Genomic DNA, 21,292 nt, shown 5'->3' with positions numbered 1-21,292 from the left:
ATGGATAAGATTAGAAAAGATTGGGCAGTGATGATTGCTCTGGCGGCTGTTTCGTTACTTGTCGTCTTGAATTTTAGCGCCATCCTCACATGGATTTCCGAATTTATTGGGATGATGTTCCCGCTTATTTTAGGGATGATTTTGGCATTTGTTTTAAACGTGCCAATGAAGCGAATTGAACAAGTGTTGGAGAAGATAAACTTCCCGCAAAAGCTGCGTAGAAGTGTCGCAATCCTGAGCATTATTGTGATTCTGCTTCTGATTATTTCGCTGTTGATTTGGATTATTGCGCCGATGATTGCTAAAACCGTGTCACAACTGGGCGATAGTGTAAATCACTTACTATTCGTGGTTGCGGATTTTGTACAACATTCAAAATTAATGCAATCCAGTGAAGTGAGTCAGATTACCGACTCACTAAGTCAAAGCAATATCGTATCGTCTGTCATTACATTCCTTGGCGGATTTACAACGAATATTTCAGGGCTCTTCTCAAATGTGTTCTCTGTAATTATGGGGATTTTCTTCATGATTAATATTCTCGCAAGTAAGGAAATGCTCGCACGTTTAACGCTTCGCATTCTTAATGTGGTCTTGCCAAAAGATAAAATCGAGCACATTACTTATGTTGGGGAAGTCATCGTGGATACGTATGACCGTTTCTTGATGAGTCAAATCATCGAGGCGGGAATCGTTGGGGTTATGATTTTTGCTGGATACTCTCTTGTAGGGTTGCCATATGCAGGACTTGTTGGGGTGCTGTCCGGAGTACTCTCATTCATTCCGTATATCGGGCCGTTTATGGCGTGCGGAATTGGAATGCTTTTCACCTTTACAGAAAGCCCAATTCAAGCACTCATTTCACTTGTCGTCTTTATGATCGTTCAAATAGTGGAAGGAAATGTCGTCTATCCGAAGGTTGTCGGCAGTTCCGTAGGTTTGCCAACGATTCTAACCCTTGCTGCTGCGTTAATCGGTGGAAATCTCTTTGGTTTAGTAGGAATGATTTTCTTCATACCAATTTTTGCCGTGATTTACCGTTTCGTGAAAGAATGGGTGGAGAAACATGAACAAGCTGCTTCAGTGGTAGCTGTAGGAGGTATTATTGATGAAGAAAATTAGTGAACTAGGGATTACAGGGAAAAAGCTCCTAATTGAAGGGATTGCATTCCTTATTGCTGGGGTGTTGCTCCTAATCTACGGACCAAGCTTCCCAGAATTGATGTTACGTCTGTTTTTAACATTCTTATGGGCTCGTGAACTATGGAATTTCTTGTTCCGTTGGTTTAGTAAGGCGGCGGCAAAAGATCCATTATGGCTGAATGTTGCTAAATTTTTCCTTTACGGATTTTTAGCAGGAAATCAATTTTTTATCTCGCTTCCGATTGCGATTGTCAGTATCTTGATGGGGCTTAACGAAGTGATGAAAGCGGCCACTAGTGGCGTAACGTACTATATTTATGTCAAAGACGGTATCCGTCCGCGACTGCGCTTGCTCATTGATACCATTTGGCTCTCAGTTGTCGGGGTAGCGACTTTACTGGCTCTTGGGGGCGACGGCAACTTACAAATGTTCTTCCTTGCGCTTTATTTCATCGGGCTTGGGACTAGTAACATTCGTGACGGATGGTTCTTCGAGGCCGAAGTTGGAAAGAAAGTCCTTCGTAGACGCTTGCGTCGAGGGATGCCGTTGGTACTGGCTGCGATTATTCCTCGTGTGACTTTGCAGAAAATCAATGATGCGTTGGAACTTGGCGAAGGCGAAACCGCTTCTGAAATTTACGACCGTGCCAAAGAAAATGCCGAACCAAACTTAGAAATGTTTATTCACGTCACAAAAGACGGATTTGGGGCAATCGGGCATGTCGATATTTGTTATAAGGGACGCATTATTTCATTTGGGAACTACGATACGAATTCAGAACGCCTCTTTGGAGCGATGGGGGATGGGGTTCTTTTTAGTGCCGACCGTGAAAAATACATTGAATTTTGTAAACGCGAAAACCATAAGACCTTACTGGGATATGGTCTCGCCTTGTCTCCGGAACAACTCGCAGCTGTCGATAAGGAAATCGCCAAACTGATGTCGCTGACAGTGCCTTGGGATCCACCAAAAACCGTGAAACCTAAGCGTCCTGGAATCGACAAAGAAGAACCGATGTATGCCTACAAGCTAAAACAAGAAGCAGATGGCCGCTTGTATAAATTTACCTCTTCAAAATTCAAGACGTATTTTGTCATGAGTACTAACTGCGTACTGCTAGCCGATACGATTGTCGGAGCAGCAGGAACCGATATTTTAAGCGTCCGTGGATTTATTTCCCCAGGGACGTACCAAGACTACTTAGATAAGGAGTTTGAGAGACCGCATAGTCTAGTCGTGACAAAGCGCGTCTATCAGTAAGAACATGGAACTTCAGGAAAAAGAATTCTTTATGAGGGAAGCGTTGAAAGAAGCCCAGAAAGCCTATGACCAAGAAGAGGTGCCAATCGGGGCGGTTGTCGTCTTGAATGGTGAAATCATCGGTCGTGGCCACAACTTACGCGAGAAGGAACAAGACGCCACCTTGCACGCTGAAATCAAAGCCATTCGCCAGGCAAACCAGCACCTTGGAAGCTGGCGACTCGAAGACTGTGAACTCTTCGTTACATTGGAACCTTGTCCGATGTGCAGTGGAGCGATGATTCTGGCGCGGATGAAGAAAGTGATATTTGGAGCCTTCGACCCAAAAGCAGGGACGGCTGGTACCTTTATGAATCTGCTCCAAGATAGCCGGTTTAATCATCAAGTCGAAGTGGAGCAAGGGGTCCTTGAAGAGGAATGCCAAGAAATCTTACGTTCTTTCTTCAAAGGCCTTCGTGAACGCAATAAAAAACGAAAACAAGAAGCCAAACAAGCACAGCAATCCGAGTAGGAGCTGTGCTTGTTTTCTTTTAATGAAAACTTAAAGTTGTAATCGGTTGAATATACTTGAAAATTGTTTTCATTTTATATATTATTTTACATAATTTGTGAAAGGAGCAGATTGTATGAAATTATCAGAAAAACAAACGCAAGTATTAGGTTGGATTGCGACTTGTATGTCCGTTGCGATGTATGTTGCGTATATCCCTCAAATTATGAACAACTTAGCTGGGAATAAAGGGGACTTCATTCAACCACTCGTTGCCGCATTGAACTGCTCATTATGGGTGTACTATGGACTCTTCAAACCAAACCGTGATATTCCGCTAGCAGCTGCAAACGCACCAGGAATCTTCTTCGGTCTAGCATCTGCTTTAACAGCATTATTTTAATCTCTAAAACCAAGCACAGCTTTTCAAGTAAAGGCTGTGCTTTTTGATTGGATGGAGTATAATAAAGGCGATTCATTTCGGTAAAAGCTAAAAGAAAGGAGCATTTATTTGAAGAAGTATATCGAGCAACTTGAAAAGGATTTTTCACCCATCCAGAGCGGATTCAAAGAGGAAGAAAGAAGAGCTCTACAAGATTATCGAAACTACAAGGAAGACGAAGTAGAGCAATTGGCACATCTCGCCTATCAGTCTGAGGTCTATCAAGTTCGAATGTACGGAGTCTTCCTATTTGGCTATTTATCGCAAAAAGAGGAAATTCTAGCCTTTATGAGAGAGGAAGTCTCCAAGGACGATAACTGGAGAGTGCAAGAAGTGTTAGCAAAGGCGTTCGACGAGTACTGTAAAAAGGTAGGATATGAAAAAGCACTTCCCGTCATCGATGAGTGGCTAGCCCATCCACATCCAAATACAAGACGAGCGGTCACAGAAGTCTTACGGATTTGGACGAGCAGACCGTATTTTAAAGAACACCCTCATGAAGCCATCCAAAGAATTTCCGCCCTCAAAGAAGACGAAAGCGAGTATGTCCGAAAATCTGTCGGCAATGCCCTTCGAGATATTAGCAAGAAGTTCCCAGAACTCATCGAAGCAGAACTAGCAACATGGAAACTGGATGGCAAGGCAATCAAGCAAGTCTATTCACTAGCCAGCAAATTCCTTCAAAAAGAAAATCCCCTCACTAGATAGGACGCTTAAAGGGGTTTGACGTTTGAATTCTCATTTTTACAGGAGTAGAATAGAGGATATCGTTAAAAGTTTCAAAGTGAACTGGAGGAATATGGATGTCATTTTTAGGTTATAACAAAGGAGAAACGTTAGAATTCAATTACAAAAAAGCGTGTGGATTATGGCTTATTGCGGTCGCATTCGTGATTGCACTCGCGACGGTTGTAGGTGGAGAACAAATCATTAATATGCAGGTCTTCAGCATCGGCTATATGGTGAGTTTCTTTTCCATCAATCTGAATAAAAAAGTCCTTCATAAGTTTTCGGACGGACCTTCAACGCCTTTCCAACGAAAAGTGTCGTTATACTCAGTGATTCTCTTATTTATTTTACTAGTACTCTTAGGAGGACCATTCTTTGAATCTGAAAACTGGAGACTCATCTGGTTAGGCGCGCTTCTTGCGACAGGGATCCATTTCTTCCCGTACTACTTCGTCCATGGAAAATCAATGATCTTCCTAGGATTGGCATGCGTAATCAATGCAGCGGTCGGATACCTCTCTCCGCAAAGCTCCCTCGTGACCATCGCCTATATCGATGCCATTATTAAATTAGCCTTTGGACTTTACCTATTCTTATTATCCAAACCATCCAAAGCATAAAATATTTTAGAGAACAAGCAGCAAATCAATCTGGTTTGCTGCTTTTTAATTTTCCGCAGTTCCTTCGAAATCAAGCAAACCATGACTTTAGTAATGCAAAGCAATGACAAAAGTGCCTGTTGCAAGGCTCCTTAAAATGCTTTAATAAAGATAACGAAAAGCAAGTAAGGAGAGTTCAACATGGAAAAACCAAAACAAAAAGAAAGTTCTCAATTAGCCAAACAATTATTTACGCTAGCCATCGTGGTCAATGTCCTGGCCTTAATCCTTCGAATAGGGCTGAAATTATATACAGGCGAATCCTGGCTAAGTGTATTCGATGGAAATCTGTTGTGGACGCTACTCCCATTGATGTTATTTTTCGATGAAAGAGAAGAAACAAAAAAAGCCAACCATCAGTAAGCACAAGCAAACATTTTTAGATAGTTTTTCCTTCTAGAGAGACTATCTTTTTTAGTGTCTCTTTTGCCATCCCTCGGCACGGTTTTATTTTAGAAAACCTAGCAGATTCAGTTGAAAAAGAAGCACCACATAAGAGACGCACAAAACTCCATCGTTTGAGGTAGGGAGCAGCCTATTTATTTCTTCACGTTGATTTCGAAGAATCTTGTGGATTCTATAGGAAACCTTCACAGTGCTAAGGTTTCGTAACGTGTTACGCATTAAATGCGAGGGAGAAAGACAGAAATACTCCAAATACATTATGTATTTAGAGTATTTCGTTTTCTTTCCCCCACAAAGTTGAATAGGAATGAGCTAGCTGGTTACAGCAAAGCTCATTCCATTCAACCACTGTGCTTAGCAGGAGTAGTCCGCTTGTGGACGTACACCTCCTTTGAGGCTTTAAAGGTGAGAGACTTCGGCTCGAACCGGTGCAACGTTACAGCTACTATAAAATAATCCGCAAGCACTCGAAGAAATCAACCCCCGAAGGGTGTGCTTTTAAGAAGAGAAAACTATGTATGGAATACTCCCAGCATCTAACCGCAAAAAACGATGGGATAGTTTCATTTGCGCCCTTTATTTTGTCGTTTCCAATAATTTCTTTCTCAAGCGGTATCTACTTGCTTTTCAAAAAGAAGTTTTGTATAATAATACGTGCCGTTAGGCCATATGGCAATAGCGAACTTATGAATCGAGTCAGGTCCGGAAGGAAGCAGCTATAAGTAATGTTCGCTATGTGCTGTATGTACATAGAAGAAGATTCAGGCTGGACCAGAGGTTCAGCCTGTTTTTATGAGAAAGAATATCCAGTGGAGGGAGAGTGAGTCGCATGAAGAACCAGAATTTCCAAGAAGAAGCTAAACATCTAGAAGGTGTGAAAAAGCTAATGGAAGACAAAATTACATTCGAAGAAAAACGTCTGCAAGAACGCGACCTGGATATCACTAGACAAGATACAATTCAGTATGGAATCCAGCAATTAGAAAGACAAAAAGAATCTCCGTACTTTGGAAGAATTGACGTTCAATTTGGAAAAGACGAAAAAGTAGAAAAAATGTATATTGGACCAGCGACCTTCTTTGATGAAGAAGATCAAGTGCAAGTGTATGACTGGAGAGCACCCATTGCAAGTTTGTTTTATGAAGGAACCTTAGGAGAGCTCCATTACGAGACTCCAAATGGGGCGCAAAAAGCACAAGCCTTTCTAAAACGCGACATCGTCATCAAAAAAGGAACCTTACAGTCTGTTTATGATATTGAAAATGAAGAATCGCTCTTAATGGAGGCCTTAAGTGCACCGACGAATAAGGATGGGCATTTAGAAGGCATCACCGCAACGATTCAAAAAGAACAAAATGAAATTATCCGTCTGAACCCGAAAGACTGGCTCACCGTGAATGGGTGCGCCGGAAGTGGGAAAACGACAATCTTACTCCAACGCATTGCGTATTTGATGTATCAAGCCAAAGATAAGCGGATGAGCGATATGTTGCTCCTATCACGCAACCAACTCTTTGCAAAATACGTATCGCATGTGATCCCAAGTTTAACGGGAAGCGAGTTATACCAACAAACACTTGCGCAACATACGATTGAGTTATACCGCAAGATGTACTTGCATAAAACAACGACTTTAAGCCAAGTGCCAACGCGTAAAGTATACTTGACGGATAGTGAGTGGATTGCACTTGTGCATCGCAATCTCCAAGGGCTAACGGCGAAAGATCTACCGTATCGAGCAATCGGGATTAAAGGGCAAGCGGTCTTCACCATGAAAGACTATGAAAAACTCACTGAAAATGTGAATGTGACCTTACCATTGCATCAGCAATTAACGCAAATGCAAACCGTCTTAGAGCGTACTTTAAAACGCCGTCTCAATAAATTCTTTATGTCCGAGAAGGCCAAAGCCGTTTACGAGTCTATGAATGCAATGCAAATCGAAGTCTTGATGAAGGATGTTGAGACGAAGAGTGAGGCGGAGTATTTCCAAGTACTTGGACAAAAAGTCTTCGAAAAAGAAGTGCTTGAAGTGACGCAACAAGTAGAAATGTTCGCATTCGTGGACATCGCTTATCTAGTTCAAAAATGGATGCCGCAAGCGAAAGCGCGCCGTCAAGAGCTAGAGAAGATGGACAATGCGCCAATTCCGTTGAAAAAAATCGAAGGGTCTCGCCTCCAAGTGACGGCAGAAGGGATTCGTCTGTTGCAATATGTGGCGACAAGAGTCACTCCGGTTCGCGCTTATGTAGGGTATAGCCATCTCTTTATCCATGAAGTACAAGACGTGTCCTTGTTATGGCTGGGCACTCTATCGAATTTTTATTTCCGTGCGAAATTCACGGTCGTTGGGGACACTTACCAATCGTTTACGACGTCTTCTTCGATTTTCACATTGGGAACGCGCCATCCTGAACTCGTCGAATTGGTCTTTCCAAACCGGTCCTTGATGAATCGCTCGCTTGAAATCAGCTATCGCTGTACCGCACAAATTACACGATTTGCCAACGGAATCTTAAAATGGCCACTCGATAAAAATGTATTCCCACGTACGGGAAGCGAAGTAACGCTGTATAGCGATGCAGATGGCATGCAGCTCACGCGCTTGAAAGGCTTATTGGAAGAAAGCCCGCAAGTGTATCACACAACGGCAATTTTATGTCGGACGATGGAAGAAGCTAGAGCCTTACATCAACTGCTAAACGTGGAAGACATTGCGCTTCTAGAAGATAGCAGTGAGTCGCTTGGCAGTCGCTTTGTATTAACGACAATTCAAGTGGCGAAAGGGATGGAGTTTGACGAGGTCATCATTTGGAATGCGACCGATGAAGCGTATCATACCGCGAAAGAACAAATGATGCTGTATACGACTTGTACAAGGGCAAAACACCGTCTATCCCTCATTGTTCCAAAAGGGACAGAAAGTCGCTTTATTCAGACGTCAAAGGCGCCGATGAAACGCGTCGAACAGTAGAATTTTTGAAGAATCTATACTAGAATAGAACTGTAAATTTTTAAAAAGGCAGGGAAGTAATATGGCTTATCAAGCATTATATCGAAAATGGCGTCCACAAACGTTCGATGATATGGTCGGACAGAGTGCGGTGACGCATACGTTAAAAAACGCGATTAGTAATCAAAAAACGAGTCATGCTTACTTATTTACGGGGCCTCGTGGGACAGGAAAAACGAGTGCCGCGAAGGTCTTTGCAAAGGCCATTAACTGTCCAAACCAAAAAAACGGCGAACCTTGTAACGAATGTGAAATCTGTAAAGGGATCACAAACGGAACGATTGGCGACGTGATCGAAATCGATGCGGCCAGCAACAATGGGGTTGAAGAAATCCGTGATATTCGTGACAAGGCGCGTTATGCACCAACGCAAGCCGAATATAAAATTTATATTATCGACGAAGTGCATATGCTCTCAACAGGAGCGTTTAACGCACTCTTAAAAACTTTAGAAGAACCGCCTCAAAAGGTCATCTTCATTCTCGCAACGACAGAACCGCATAAAATTCCAGCGACGATTATTTCTCGGACGCAACGGTTTGACTTTAGACGCATTACGTCCCAAGAAATTATCGACCGCTTGGCGTATATCCTAGACCAAGAAGGCATAGAGTACGAAGCGGATGCCCTCAGTGTAGTGGCTAGATGTGCTAACGGGGGTATGCGGGACGCCCTCAGTTTACTCGACCAAATGATTTCGTTTGGGGATGGGAAAGTCACGTTTGAAGAAGCGATTCAAGTGTCAGGAAGCCTGACCGATGACTTGATGATTGATTTTGTAGCGGACTTACAAGCGCAAAAGGCAGAAGAAGCGTTGGAAAGCTTACAACAGCTCTTTAAAATGGGGAAAGAAGCAAGCCGATTGGTGGAAGAATGGCTGGAATTTGCTAGAGACCTCCTCGTAGCCAAACAAAGTGGCGAGGCAGTCGGTCGTAGCGAACGCTTCTTGCAGTTTAAAGACGAAGTGGATGCAAGCTTCTTATACCGCTTTGTGGAAGCTTTAAATCAAACACAACAAGAAATGCGCTTCACCACAAAACCAACGATTTCACTCGAAGTCTTAACGATTAAAATGGCACAACCACAAACAAGTGCTACTCCTAGAGCAATAGAAGCGCCAAGTAGCGAGGAAGTGGAGCAATTACAACAACAACTCGCGCAGTTACGTCAACAAATGTCTGCGTTGATGAACGGAGGAAGCATTCCTTCTTCGCAACCGGCTCCGCCAAAACCAGCCACGAAAGCACCAAAAGCAAGCTTCAAGCCGAATGTGTCGGCCGTGAACAAAATTTTGATGGAAGCGACTAAAGAAGACATCGAAAAAGTGCGCGACTTATGGGGCGACTTGCTCAGCTGCCTAACTCCGCAACAACGAGCACTGATGAATCAAGCACAACCGGTTGCTGCAGGGCCAAATGGGTTTGTGATGCAATTTATGTATGAACATATTTGCGGACTGGCCGAGACGACTGTAGGATTCCATGAAGAAGTTCAAGGACATCTCGAACGCCTCGGAGGCTACAGCGGAACCTTTGTTGGAGTCACGAGCGAACAGTGGCAACAAATTCGTTCTGATTTCGTTCTCGAGCGCAAGAAGAATAAAGAAGGCGAAGCGGTCTCTCATGTGACAGAGGCACCTGTTGTGGAAGAGTCGATTTCTGAGGAAGAACAAGAATTTAAACAAAAAGTACAAGATACGATTGAGCTTTTCGGGGAAGAGTTCGTTCAAATTGAAGAATAGAAAAAATACGAATTAACGGAGGTACAACCATGCGTGGAATGGGAAATATGCAAGGCATGATGAAACAAATGCAAAAATTGCAAAAACAAATGGCACAAGCTCAAGAAGAGTTAAACCAAACAGAATACACTGGAACTTCTCAAAGTGATTTGGTAAAAGTAACGGTAAACGGAAAACGCCAAGTCTTAAACGTGGAAATCAAACCAGAAGCAGTTGATCCAGAGGATGTAGAATTATTACAAGACTTAGTGTTAATGGCGACAAACGATGCGTTAACGCAAGCAGAAAAAGCCAACGACCAAACAATGGGTCAATTCACTAAAGGATTAAACATCCCAGGATTTTAATCAATGGAGGTTGGAGCATGCATTATCCAGAACCGATTGCACGATTGATGGATAGCTTTATGAAGCTACCGGGGATTGGTGCGAAGACGGCTGCACGACTTGCCTTCTTCTGCATGGATATGCGTGAAGAAGACGTCTTAAACTTTGCAAATTCTCTCATTAGCTGCAAGCGTGACTTACGAATGTGTTCGGTTTGTGGCAATGTGACGCAAGAGGATCCGTGCGAGATTTGTGCGGATACAACGCGCGACCGTACGAAAATTCTCGTGGTGGAAGATGCCCGAGATGTGATGAGTATGGAGCGGATGAAGGAATATAAAGGGCTCTATCATGTGCTTCACGGGGTATTGTCTCCGATGGAAGGGACGGGGCCGGATGATATTAATATTACGTCACTGATTACGAGGTTGCAGGACCCGGAAATCCAAGAGGTTATAATCGCCACCAACGCGACAGCGGAAGGTGAAGCGACTGCCATGTACTTGTCCCGTCTTATCAAGCCAGCGGGCATCAAAGTAACGCGTCTGGCTCATGGATTAGCGGTCGGCAGCGACATCGAATACGCAGACGAAATGACTCTCTTCCGCGCCATCGAAGGACGAAGAGAATTATAATAAAATCTATTGATTCAATGAAAATGAAGGTTAAGACGTTGTCTTAAATCGCCCTCGGGGGACATCTTCATAGTGATGATAGTAAAGGCATCGGATTGAGCCAAGGTCTCAATCCTACCAAGCCTCAAAGAGGGAGTAAGACAGAAATTAAAACTGGACTCACAGTGTGAGTCCAGTTTTTTTCGTAGTCTTACCCCCGCAAAGCTGATTAGTATTAAGCAAATCACAAGGGATGAAGCTTAATTCAATCAGCTACTGCGTCTACCTGTATAAAGTATTTTCCATAAGGAGCATCTCATAACTCCCTCTAATTCACATCGGTTGCTTTTTCTTTACTATTCTCACTATAGAGTCCCCGAGGGCTTTTTTAAGCCAACGATACGACTTTGAATCAATAGATTTTATTTTATTTTTTCCTTCGATGAGGCGGGAGAGTGCGTTTTGATGGGGTTCGGGGCTAGGATGAGCCAGGCGGGTTACTTCTCTGAGTTTGTGAAGGGGACAGGCATGGCAGAGCTTGCCTTCCGGTCTTGGGAAGGGAAACAATGCGGTGTGGTGGTTTTAGAGGGAGATGGGTGCTGGAAAGTTTGCTGCGGAAGGGTGTTTTTCTTAATCATCCGATAAATTCATGGGGGTGTAGGCGAAGTGGGGGCGGAGATGGTATAATTGGGAAATAAAGTAAAAAGGCATGTTCCAGGAAGGGGAAGGCAGTGAATCAGTTGTTTAGAAGTTTTCTGTCGAAGAACGCGGTCAGTCGTTTTCGTGAAATCGTTGAGTTTTTAGCTGAAAAGGCAGGGTTGACAGAGGAGGTTCCGGCTAAAGTGGAACGAAATCCTGTTGTGCCAACGGTTGTCGTGCTGGCACTTGCCATCATTTTCTATCGGAGTTCGTTTACGTGGGTTCCGTTTCAGACATTGTTGGAACATTTTGGTTGGTTTTCTATCGGAATTCCCGTTCTCTTTATTTTGATTAGTGTCAATTTGGTCTTATTTTTAGATCAATTATGGATTCAAAAGGATTTAAAACGAGAATTAAAAAATTTAGTGACTTTTGCTGAGCAGGTGGTCGCTCGCTTGAAGGAAGAGGGACGCACAGAACTGGCAGAGGATATTGAAGATGTAGAAGTGGTGATGGCGGATTATAAGGACCGATTTGGATTTTAGGGGGAAGAAGAATGAGATTATGGCATGAAGACTTGATCGCAAAGCTCCCGCGTCCGCAACTGTTGGGGCAACACCGTGAATGTTGTGCCCTTAGAGGAAATGGCTGGGGCAAGAAGCACGCAACGGTGGATTATGTGTTTACGTATCCTCCGTATGTGCTCTATCAATATCATAGGCTCATTATGGATGAAATGGAGCGCCGTGGGTATAATGTGACCCCTCTATGGAAAGAGGCGTCGTACCGGGGAAAAATGTGTCCGCCGTATACCGAAGTTGTGACTTGTGAGTGGAAGAGTCCGTTATACAAAGAGCATGATGATGCGTATTACAAAGAATGTGTGGAGAATTTGGCACAAAAAGGAATCGCTCTAGGAGGAGAATAGTATGTTTAAATTTCTATTTAAAGACGTTGCGACGAGAAAAATGTTAGTGAACTTCCGTGAGTTGACAAGCTACTTAATGAAAGAGGCGGGAATGGATGATGAACTACCGGGACTAGTCGACAAAATAGCATTCATCAAAATGATTGCGGGCATGTTTTTATTCATCCTAGTGATGCGTACAGGGATTTTTGGGCTACCCGTTAAGTATTTTCTTGGTAAGTTCGCCCAAGAAAATAGTGTGGTTTTTCTAATCTTCCCATTTATTTCTTTATCCTTATTTTTGGTATTCTTTTTTCTTCTGTACCGAATCTGGTCTAAAAAAGTACTGACACGTAAACTTGGCGAACTGATACCCTTTGCGGAACGTGCGATTGCATCGCTCAAAGTAGCTGGACGCGACGACTTAGAAGAGGATATCGAAGACGCAGAATTTCTGATTGAGGATTATAAGGACCGATTTGGATTTTAGGAGGAGAAGAAGATGAAGTTTTCGTTTCATAATCGCATTACGAACCAACAATTAGCGCAGTTTCGTTATTTGACTGACACATTGACGCAAGAAGCAGGTGTCACACAGGCGAAACCAAAGCGTGCAGAACAAAAACTGGCTACGATTGGATTTATTACGGGGTTTCTAGGCTATTTCTTTATCAAGACCGAAATCTTCAAAGCACCGACAATGGCTCTCGTCGCTCGTGTGGCACAAGATCCGGGATTTGTGTCCATCTCGCTTTTAGTCTTGTTTTTTGCCGTTCCACTCTTCTTCCTCTGGTGCTTGCTCCTTTTTTTAAAACAAAAATTTTATGAAAAAGAAATCAGTGGACTCATCGTGCTGGCCAAGAAGAGCATGGCGATTTTAAAAGAAGCTAACCGCATAGATATGGACGATGACATCGAAGACGCGGAGTTCATTATCGCAAACTTTGAAAAGAACATCTTATGAAGGTATGAAGTTCATTGATAGGATGGATTTGTAAAGGGAGTTTGTTTACATACTTTGGCGAAGAGTATTTGAATGTAATTGAAAAATACCTTCAACAAAACATCCGATTGAAGGAAATGAACATGCAAACGCCAGAGTTAGGGTTAGGAATCATAGAGGTCTAAACATAGAGAGATAAATAAAAACGGCTTTCTTGTGTTGCTACGTGCACTTACAAGAAAGCCGTTTTTTGCGACGAAACTATAAAAGGTAATTTTGATGAACGGAAGTATGCAAAGATAAACAAAAGATTTTAGTTTTCTGTTTATCTGCTTAGCCTAAGATGAATCAAATATCGCAACTACTCAATCAAAAGGATGTTACAGCTGCTCAAACATTATTGTTAGGAGGACTATAATCAGGATTATAAATCTAATTTATCCCTTCTAATTCCATTCAAATAAGGTGTCCAACCAATCAAAAACGACATTATGAGCGAGTCTCAAATTGTTGACCTGGCAATGAGCATCCGCACCACTTTCTGCTTCAAAAATTTGAAGTTTAGTTTGCGAATTTTTAGACCTAAGTGCTTCGAAAATCACTCTGGTTTGGTGTTGTAATTCGGCGCCTTCACCCTCTCCCATGATAAATAGGCAAGGACACTGAATTTTTTGATAGTCCACAACCTTTGCACGGTTAAACACTTCATTAATAGCACTCTTAAAATCAGAAGTACCAAACTGCCAAGCATATTTTTTAAGATTTAAATCCGCAGCCTCATTCAGACTTCCAGCTAACTTTAAAAGGACATTCATTAACCAACTTGGAGTTTTTAGGCCTGCCCCAAATTCTTTTCTAAAGATTTCCGAAACGTCATAAATAGGAGTGCTTGCAATCCATGCATGGATTCTTGTATCTTCTTCGACAGCTTGTGCGGTAAAATATCCCCCTCCGCTAACTCCATAAATGGCTAGATGATTCAGCTGAGGATTTCTGCCTTCTAACCAGTCTATGCACTGTGAAATTGGAATAGAGGCATTTACATCAAAAGTTAAACCTCTGCCAGGGTTGGACCCTTGACCAGGTAGATCAACCATTAAAACATTGTAACTTCTCATCCAGCCTGGATAGCCAGCAAAGTAAAATAAATCTTCGCGATAGGTATCTCCACCACCAATCATAATCAAGGTTGGACAATGATTGCCACTGTGAAGATAATAGCCCGGCAAATAGGAATCTTGATAAGGAATCGATAATTCTTCGACTGGGGCTCCTAGTGATTGAATGGCGTTAGAAAACGCCGTCTCCATTTTATGAACGGTAGGCAAATACTCGTCAGAAAAAGGATTGATAAACTGAATTGCTGAACGAAGGGAATATGTCTGTGCTAGATAATATTGTGCCTTTGTTTGCTCACTTAAACCCGAATGACTTACTTTTTGTTCAAGATAGTTTCCATGCGATAAAAAAACATTTTTCCAGTTATCAGGTTTTGGTGATTTGCCCAACTCTTGGGCAAGATAATAAAGTTCTCCGTGAGAAAAACCAAAAACTTCTCCTATACCTAACAACCAATTAAAGAAAAAATCCGTATCCCCATTTTTGAAAAATATCCGGGTAGATTGTCTTTTTAAAATAACTTCATTTTCTTTCATAACATGCCTCTTATATTTAGGATATTCCTGTTTTTTTTTATCATACCATATCGATGAATCTTTAACTCATTTAAATGTTCGAAGATTGATTTAAGCTTTATTTACAAAGGTTTTTAACTATTTTGTCATATTCATTTTTCGTATGTTTATGGTACAATATAAGCAATTCTCGTTACCAATAGAAGATAGAATCATTTTAATGAGAAAAGTACATAATGTACGCTTCGGAGCTACAACGTCAAAATGTTACGGCTCCATCTTAAATAAAGAACTTTGGTAACTTTTTACTATATTGAAAGTATTAACGAAAAAATTAAAAGAAACTAACCGCATAGATATGGCTGATGACATTGAAGACGCGGAGTTCATTATCGCAAACTACGAAAAAAATGTTGGGGTGTAGGGAGGAAAGAGCGTGAAAAAACGGCTGAGTGAAGAAGAAATAACTCAATTACGAACGAGGCTTGCCAAACGGATACAAAGAGAAAAGACCCCTGTAGCCTTACCATCTGGAAGGAAACTCGCCAGAAGAATCCTTTCCGATGGAGAAATACTCATGATTGCGGTGTTGATAATTACACTGTTTCCGCTTGGAGTATACTTGTGGCTCACCATGGGCACCACTTTCTTAACAGGAAGAAATAGAGTTCTGTTACCGATATGGGAAACGGCCATCGTCTTGTTCTTTGTCTTTCGTTGGATTCGAAACAGATTGTACAAAAATGAAGTAGAGCGCTTATTGCAAATGGCTGGTCCGGATGTTGAGGCAGAGCTGATTTCTGAAGAAACTCATCCGCAAGAGAAACAACTGTATGCGCAGGAAATACCACCCCAATGGAATGCCGAAAAGCTGGCTTTCACAGTGGAGGCACCGATTAAAAAACAAAATGCGTTACTCGCGTTATTCTTCCCGACAGAAGTCTCTCAAGAGGAACTGTTAACACTCCGTCAACTGATTGCGGAGGATTCATCTGAAAATCCTGAGGAGAAAGCGTCGTTACCAAAAGGTTGGTCGGAACATTGGAATGAAGACTTTCGATTTTTTGGCGTGATCATTTTCTGGATTTTATGCCTTTTCGCGTTTGGAATGGTTTTCGTAGTAGTATTGATTGAACAATTAGACCATGCTTTGAAACTCTTGTGGGAGAATAATTGGATATGGTTCGTCGTTTTGTTTATTTGTTGGATGGGCTGGACTGTCTCTTACTTTATTCGAGGACGACACTTCAGACAACTGTTAAAAATAGCTTGCACAGATATTTCAGCCTATAAGGATGTTCCTTGGGACAAGATTCCAGAGCCTATTAAAGCGCTGTACGATTACGTGCTGTTCTTACGAATAAAATATGGGGTGTAGGGAGGAACAGATTTGAGAAAAAGGATTAGTGAAAAAGAAATTACGCAATTACGGGACCTGCTAGAGAAAGTCTCTATGGAGAATAGTAGTCCTCAATCGTTGCCTACTGCAAATGGAAAGTTAAGAAGACTTTGCTATATTGGAGAGTGGGCAATGATTGTCATACCCTGTTGCACATACTTTCCACTAGTAGCATTAGCTTTTCTAGTGAGTGTGGTGTCAGGAAATATTAAAGGGGCACTGTTTCTTGTTGCTATCAACCTGATGGCATGGCCACTCGTGCTAATATTCTGGGTACTCCCTATCATTTTATTCTTTGTTTTTCGTTCTATTAGAAAAAAGACATATTCTGATGAAGTGATTCAGATAAATCAACTGATTAATAAAGAACTACGTGTACGAAAATATATTGAAGATAAAGATTTAACGGAAGAAGCTCGAGAGTTAAAAGAATTATATAAACGCATCTGGCATTAGGGGGAACTATGAATAAGAAAAAACGGTTTGAAGAAAGTCAGCTGGCACGACTAAGAGAATTGCTTATTGAAGCGATTCGAGAACGTTCAGGGAAAGTTGTTGCACTCCCTAGTCCTTCAGTGATGCCAATTATTTTTAAAAATATTTTAAAAATATTCTTGATAATATTAACTACATTCATCTTCCTGTTTTCTTTACTAAAAGGATTTGATTTTGGGCTTCAGGCGTTGATTGCAAACCCTTTTAAATTCTTAAAGGAGCAAATGGAGTTTAATCCGTTCTTTAGAATTTATCTATTCTTTTTTATCGTTGGAGTTGGACTTTTTCTATGGGAACGTAAGGAATTTAAAGAAGACAAGGCACTAATTGTCCGTAGAGCAAAAGAAGAAGTCTTAGAATGGCAAAACTTCACCAACGAAGAACTTCCAAACAGCGTGAAAGAATTAAAGCAGGATTTATCTGAAAATGATGATGCGTTCAACATCGAAGAGTCGCGTGAACCGGTTATAAAGTCATTATTACGATTATTTCCTAGAAACGTTTCACAAGAAGATATTAATGAACTACGCCAACAGCTTATAACCATTTTATCTGAACGACAGCAAGATGTTTCAAAGTTACCAAAAGGTATGCCGTACCTTTTTGTTAGTCTCATACGACTTTTATTGCTGTGCGGGTGCTTGGGGGTCACTTTACCAATCATCTGGTTATTCATTACGTCATACTATGACGCCATCATCATGCTCGCTTTCTTAGGGATTCCTATAGGTATGCTATTAGGTATGCTATGGATCTCGTATTTTGGGCTTTCTTCTAGCGTTCATGAAAAACGTAAAATTGCTTTTGATAAACTGTTTGAAATTGCTCGTGCGGAAGTTGCAACGTATAAGGATGTTGCTGTGGAGAATGTTCCAGAAGAAATCAAGCACCTTCAAAGCTTTATAGAAGTGTTAGAGTCGAAATATCACTTACCAGGAGAAAACTCAGGATGGAAGAAAACAGAAAGTTAATCAAGTTCAACTACAATCTGTCTGAAGACCAGATTAGTCGATTAAAGATTCTTCTCGATAGAGTAGTCATAGAAGAGAATTTAGATATAACCGTTCCATATACGGATGCGAAGAGACGGAAAGTAGCCTCGATGTTGTTGGCGTTTTTTGCAATCATTTTATCACTGACGGGGTTTGGAACCGTCCTGTTATCCGTGGTTGCGATAATTATCCCGCCTGTACTGTATTTTGTCCTTCTGGTTATTGCTACTTTATATTTATGGCTCATCTGGGGAATCCCCATTTTAGGAATTCTTTTTTGCAACGGATTTATTCTTTTCTCTAGGCAAGAAGAAACAACCAAATTTATCACTTTTGCCTATACGATTCTTTCTCAATATGAGGGTGTGCATCGAAGTTCTCTTTCGCAGGAAGTTTTACAATTAAAATATTTTATGAGTGCTTTGAAGCGAGATGATGAGTCTAGTCAAAAGGAAGTGAGAAGAGAAGATTTCAGAATCCATCGTCTAAAACAACTACTACGAGAGATAAACCCAACAAGAAAAGATTTACCGGAATCAGAGTGGGGAACTTCTAAACTGGCGCTCAAATGGGTTGTTCTCGCGAGTAGCATTTTATCTATAGTGCTTGGATTGCGTTTTTTATATAGATCTTCTGAAGGCTTATCAACCATCAGCGGCTTCGCTCGGTTCATCCTACCGTTTCTAGGGGCGCAAGTAGGAATTATTATTATTTATAAATGGCTGCTTCAGTTCCAGAAGAAGAAAGTCAAACAAGAGGTTGAGGAATTGTTAAGACTTGCGGATGAGGATGCGAAAAGAATCAAGGAACAACAGTTAGAAGTCTCAGAAGAGTTGATGCAAGAGTTGGATGATTGTGTGTATGAATTAAGCCAAGCATACGGAATGACGATTTAAAAGGAATCTTTGGGAATAGAAGATACGACCTTAGAACGTCAGTAGGAATGACAATGAAAAAGAAACAGAAAGTGAAGGAAGTGCGCACTGTTGCCGGTTGCCCAGGAAGCACTGAACGCTCTTAGCGGAAACGAGAACGACTACGTGAGACGCGCTAAATTGCTCGTTAAAAAATACAAAACTTACGGCTTATAAAATAAAGGGATTTAAAAACAGAAGGAGTAAGAATGAAGAAGAAAGTCACACAAGAAACAGCCAATCAACTCCGAGAATTATTGGAGAAGGTTATTTCAGAAAGAGAAGATGCGGCACCTTTGCCGAAAAATCATCAACTATTGCGCGTGCTATTGCCAGTGCTCGCTATTTGTTTTGCAGGTGTCTATTTACAAAATGCGCACGCTTTTTCGATTATAGGGGGTGCATTTGCAACTATTTTTGAGGTTGGCGTTTGGGAAACGTTCGAATTCGTGGTGACCGTCACGATCCACTATTTATGGACGTGGAGTATTCCTTTTATCGTTCTAGGAGCTGTCTTTTTCTGGAGACGTCATTCTTTCAAGAAGGAATTCAATGCTTTAGTGGAACGAGCAAAGGAAGAGATTGCTCTGTGGAAAAAGAAACCACTCGAGACAAATCGCACCCTTGTAAAAGGACTAGAAGGCTTTTTAAAAACATTGCAAACGGAATATCAGTTTGAACAAAAAATAAGGTAACAATGTAAAGAGGTTAGGAACATGATTTACAAAACATTACTATTTGATTTGGATTCGACGGTGTGGGATTTTCATTCGGCGGAGAATTATGCGCTGACGAAATTGCTGGAGAATCAGGGGGTCAGTGAGATAGAGAAGTATATTGAGGTGTACATCCCGATGAATCGTGCGATGTGGCGCTCGCTGGAGAAAAACGAAATCACTCGTGAAGAGTTGGTGGGGACGCGTTTTGCCAAATTATTCGACCATTTCGGTTTGGAAAAAGATGGACATGAATTAGCATCCGAATATGAGGCCATCCTCTCCACGCAAGGGCAAACGATCGATGGTGCGGAGGAAATGTTGCATACGCTTAGCGATGCGGGATATGAACTATACGCAGCTACGAATGGGATTACGACGATTCAAAAGGGACGCTTGGAGCATTCTCCGGTTACGAAGTATTTCAAAAAAGTGTTTATCTCGGAAGAATTAAAAGTCGCAAAACCAAGTCCGCTCTTTTTCGAACGAGTGGCAAAAGATATCCCAGATTTCGACAAAGATACAGCGGTGATGATTGGGGATTCGCTCACAGCCGATATCCAAGGCGGGATTAATGCGGGAATCGACACGATTTGGATGAACCTGGCGCGCAAGGAGAACCGAACGGCGGTAAAACCAACCGTGGAAGTCCGTAGCTACGCGGAATTATTAGAATTTTTAGTATAAATGGAAACGACTGCGGGAATGTCTTGCGGTCGTTTTTTGCAAACAGAACAGTTGAGCTTTCAAGGGGAAGCGGGTAGACTACTAAAAAGGGCAAAGACCCTCTACCAGAAAAGAAAGATGGAATTCGATGAAACAACGATTAAAATTACTAGGAACACTATTTGCGGTACTCCTACTAGGAGCATGCGGACTACTGAAAGAAAACGCAGAGGCACCTACGACAACAGCCGTCCAAGAGACCACACAAGCCCCTCGCGTGGAAGTGAAAGCAGACGGCACGTATACCATGAAGGAATACACCTTTGTTAGTAACGGCAAGAAACTCTATGCTAGAGCATACATTCCAGATGTCCAAGGATCCGTTCCTTTAGTCGTCTATAGTCACGGACTCGGAGCCAGTGTAGAGCATGACGAAGAAGTACAGAAAACCTTGGCGAAGTCTGGGGTGGCGGTGTTCAGCTTTGAATTTGCTGGCGGGTCTTCTTCCTCCTCTCCAAAAAGCGAAGGAGCCACGACGGACATGTCCGTTCTAACCGAAGTGCAAAACTTGCGAGATGCCTTGCAATTTGCGAGTTCCCTCCCGTTTGTAAAAGCGGACCAACTCTATTTAATGGGAAGCAGTCAAGGAGGATTCGTCTCGGCACTCTTGGCGCAGGAAGTGGCGAATTTAGCAGGAGTCTTCTTACTCTATCCAGCATTCTCCTTACCAGACGATATCAGAAGCACCTTCCCGATCCTAGATGCAGCTCCTGAAACCTTTAATCTTCTAGGGACAAAAATCAGTAAGAAATACTTAGCCGACGTCTACCCGATCGACGCGTATGAGGGACTGAGCAAGATTAGTGCACCTGTGCATATTTATCACGGCGCGGATGACTTTATCGTGCCCATTACCGCCTCCAAAAAAGCGATAAAAAGCCTCAAGGACGCACGATTGACGACCTTAGACGACACAGGACACTCCCTCACAGCAGAGCAACAAGCACAAATTGGACTAGAAATTGCCGATGAGATTTTTAATGGGATGAAATAGGAAAAATATAATGAACAGGAGAAACCAGGGCGAGGGCTCTGGTTTTTTGTATAGTTTCAATCAAAAACCACCGGCTTAGTGTACTGACCCCAAAAAGTTAGACAATTAAT

General features: G+C 42.0%; 23 protein-coding genes and 1 other RNA gene. 23 read left to right on the top strand and 1 reads right to left on the bottom strand.

All coding sequences use genetic code 11. The features are described 5' to 3' along the window. The 16 genes from HMPREF3103_RS06525 (at window position 1) to HMPREF3103_RS06445 (ending at window position 13,333) form a co-directional block, all read left to right on the top strand. On the top strand, window positions 1-1,122 hold the full coding sequence (locus HMPREF3103_RS06525; RefSeq protein ID WP_049554546.1) for an AI-2E family transporter: 1,122 nt from the start codon (window positions 1-3) through the stop codon (window positions 1,120-1,122). Further along, window positions 1,109-2,404: a hypothetical protein gene (locus tag HMPREF3103_RS06520; protein WP_070438449.1), complete on the top strand. Its 1,296-nt coding sequence runs from the start codon at window positions 1,109-1,111 to the stop codon at window positions 2,402-2,404. Before HMPREF3103_RS06525 ends, HMPREF3103_RS06520 begins: the two co-directional genes overlap by 14 nt. A 4-nt stretch (window positions 2,405-2,408) precedes the next feature. Beyond that, a complete protein-coding gene (gene tadA / locus HMPREF3103_RS06515) occupies window positions 2,409-2,915 on the top strand; it encodes a tRNA adenosine(34) deaminase TadA (protein WP_083278758.1) in 507 nt (168 codons plus the stop codon). Between the two features lie 115 nt (window positions 2,916-3,030). Then, complete coding sequence (locus HMPREF3103_RS06510) at window positions 3,031-3,297, top strand: SemiSWEET family transporter (RefSeq protein ID WP_039848980.1); 267 nt, start codon at window positions 3,031-3,033, stop codon at window positions 3,295-3,297. A 108-nt stretch (window positions 3,298-3,405) separates the two neighbouring features. Further along, the gene (locus HMPREF3103_RS06505; protein ID WP_070438444.1) at window positions 3,406-4,044 is read left to right on the top strand and encodes a DNA alkylation repair protein; all 639 of its coding nucleotides are present in this window, start codon (window positions 3,406-3,408) and stop codon (window positions 4,042-4,044) included. 95 nt (window positions 4,045-4,139) lie between these two features. Further along, window positions 4,140-4,685: a DUF6609 family protein gene (locus HMPREF3103_RS06500; protein WP_070438442.1), complete on the top strand. Its 546-nt coding sequence runs from the start codon at window positions 4,140-4,142 to the stop codon at window positions 4,683-4,685. 180 nt (window positions 4,686-4,865) lie between these two features. Beyond that, a complete protein-coding gene (locus HMPREF3103_RS06495; RefSeq protein WP_070438440.1) occupies window positions 4,866-5,087 on the top strand; it encodes a hypothetical protein in 222 nt (73 codons plus the stop codon). A 700-nt stretch (window positions 5,088-5,787) separates the two neighbouring features. Beyond that, an RNA gene (ffs, locus tag HMPREF3103_RS06490) (signal recognition particle sRNA small type) lies at window positions 5,788-5,887 on the top strand. A 71-nt stretch (window positions 5,888-5,958) separates the two neighbouring features. Continuing rightward, entirely contained in the window at window positions 5,959-8,103 is a 2,145-nt protein-coding gene (locus HMPREF3103_RS06485; protein WP_070438437.1) for a HelD family protein, read from the top strand. Window positions 8,104-8,164: 61 nt separating this feature from the next. Further along, window positions 8,165-9,883, top strand: a complete 1,719-nt coding sequence (gene dnaX / locus HMPREF3103_RS06480; protein ID WP_070438435.1) for a DNA polymerase III subunit gamma/tau — start codon at window positions 8,165-8,167, stop codon at window positions 9,881-9,883. Window positions 9,884-9,912: 29 nt separating this feature from the next. After that, window positions 9,913-10,230 carry a YbaB/EbfC family nucleoid-associated protein gene (locus tag HMPREF3103_RS06475; protein ID WP_039848979.1) on the top strand — a complete coding sequence of 106 codons (318 nt, stop codon included), beginning with the start codon at window positions 9,913-9,915 and terminating at the stop codon, window positions 10,228-10,230. Between the two features lie 17 nt (window positions 10,231-10,247). Further along, window positions 10,248-10,844: a recombination mediator RecR gene (gene recR / locus HMPREF3103_RS06470; RefSeq protein WP_005606316.1), complete on the top strand. Its 597-nt coding sequence runs from the start codon at window positions 10,248-10,250 to the stop codon at window positions 10,842-10,844. Window positions 10,845-11,554: 710 nt separating this feature from the next. Further along, window positions 11,555-12,007 carry a hypothetical protein gene (locus HMPREF3103_RS06460; protein WP_070438431.1) on the top strand — a complete coding sequence of 151 codons (453 nt, stop codon included), beginning with the start codon at window positions 11,555-11,557 and terminating at the stop codon, window positions 12,005-12,007. A gap of 11 nt (window positions 12,008-12,018) precedes the next feature. Beyond that, window positions 12,019-12,390 carry a TIGR02328 family protein gene (locus HMPREF3103_RS06455; protein WP_070438427.1) on the top strand — a complete coding sequence of 124 codons (372 nt, stop codon included), beginning with the start codon at window positions 12,019-12,021 and terminating at the stop codon, window positions 12,388-12,390. A 1-nt stretch (window position 12,391) separates the two neighbouring features. Further along, entirely contained in the window at window positions 12,392-12,859 is a 468-nt protein-coding gene (locus HMPREF3103_RS06450; protein WP_005606313.1) for a hypothetical protein, read from the top strand. A gap of 12 nt (window positions 12,860-12,871) precedes the next feature. Then, window positions 12,872-13,333 (top strand): hypothetical protein, encoded by a 462-nt coding sequence (locus HMPREF3103_RS06445; RefSeq protein ID WP_070438424.1) that lies wholly within the window; start codon window positions 12,872-12,874, stop codon window positions 13,331-13,333. Between the two features lie 425 nt (window positions 13,334-13,758). Here the strand turns inward: HMPREF3103_RS06445 and HMPREF3103_RS06440 are convergent, their stop codons facing one another. Further along, a complete protein-coding gene (locus tag HMPREF3103_RS06440) occupies window positions 13,759-14,967 on the bottom strand; it encodes an alpha/beta hydrolase family protein (protein WP_070438421.1) in 1,209 nt (402 codons plus the stop codon). 415 nt (window positions 14,968-15,382) lie between these two features. Between HMPREF3103_RS06440 and HMPREF3103_RS06435 the strand changes: the two genes are divergently transcribed. The 7 genes from HMPREF3103_RS06435 (at window position 15,383) to HMPREF3103_RS06405 (ending at window position 21,182) form a co-directional block, all read left to right on the top strand. Next, window positions 15,383-16,324, top strand: a complete 942-nt coding sequence (locus tag HMPREF3103_RS06435; RefSeq protein ID WP_070438418.1) for a hypothetical protein — start codon at window positions 15,383-15,385, stop codon at window positions 16,322-16,324. 12 nt (window positions 16,325-16,336) lie between these two features. Further along, on the top strand, window positions 16,337-16,801 hold the full coding sequence (locus tag HMPREF3103_RS06430; RefSeq protein ID WP_070438415.1) for a hypothetical protein: 465 nt from the start codon (window positions 16,337-16,339) through the stop codon (window positions 16,799-16,801). Between the two features lie 8 nt (window positions 16,802-16,809). Then, window positions 16,810-17,811 (top strand): hypothetical protein, encoded by a 1,002-nt coding sequence (locus tag HMPREF3103_RS06425; RefSeq protein WP_070438412.1) that lies wholly within the window; start codon window positions 16,810-16,812, stop codon window positions 17,809-17,811. Continuing rightward, on the top strand, window positions 17,790-18,728 hold the full coding sequence (locus HMPREF3103_RS06420; protein ID WP_070438409.1) for an MFS transporter: 939 nt from the start codon (window positions 17,790-17,792) through the stop codon (window positions 18,726-18,728). The genes HMPREF3103_RS06425 and HMPREF3103_RS06420 overlap by 22 nt, the downstream gene beginning before the upstream one ends. Window positions 18,729-18,955: 227 nt before the next feature. Continuing rightward, the gene (locus tag HMPREF3103_RS06415; protein ID WP_070438406.1) at window positions 18,956-19,441 is read left to right on the top strand and encodes a hypothetical protein; all 486 of its coding nucleotides are present in this window, start codon (window positions 18,956-18,958) and stop codon (window positions 19,439-19,441) included. Between the two features lie 21 nt (window positions 19,442-19,462). Then, complete coding sequence (locus HMPREF3103_RS06410) at window positions 19,463-20,149, top strand: YjjG family noncanonical pyrimidine nucleotidase (protein ID WP_070438403.1); 687 nt, start codon at window positions 19,463-19,465, stop codon at window positions 20,147-20,149. Between the two features lie 127 nt (window positions 20,150-20,276). Then, window positions 20,277-21,182: an alpha/beta hydrolase family protein gene (locus tag HMPREF3103_RS06405; protein WP_083278757.1), complete on the top strand. Its 906-nt coding sequence runs from the start codon at window positions 20,277-20,279 to the stop codon at window positions 21,180-21,182. The last annotated feature ends 110 nt before the right edge of the window (window positions 21,183-21,292 follow it).

Source organism: Granulicatella sp. HMSC30F09 (assembly GCF_001806915.1).
GTDB classification, from domain to species: Bacteria; Bacillota; Bacilli; order Lactobacillales; family Aerococcaceae; genus Granulicatella; species Granulicatella adiacens.
The sequence above is the reverse complement of the archived record's forward strand: the minus strand, read 5'-3'. Positions and strand labels throughout refer to the sequence as shown.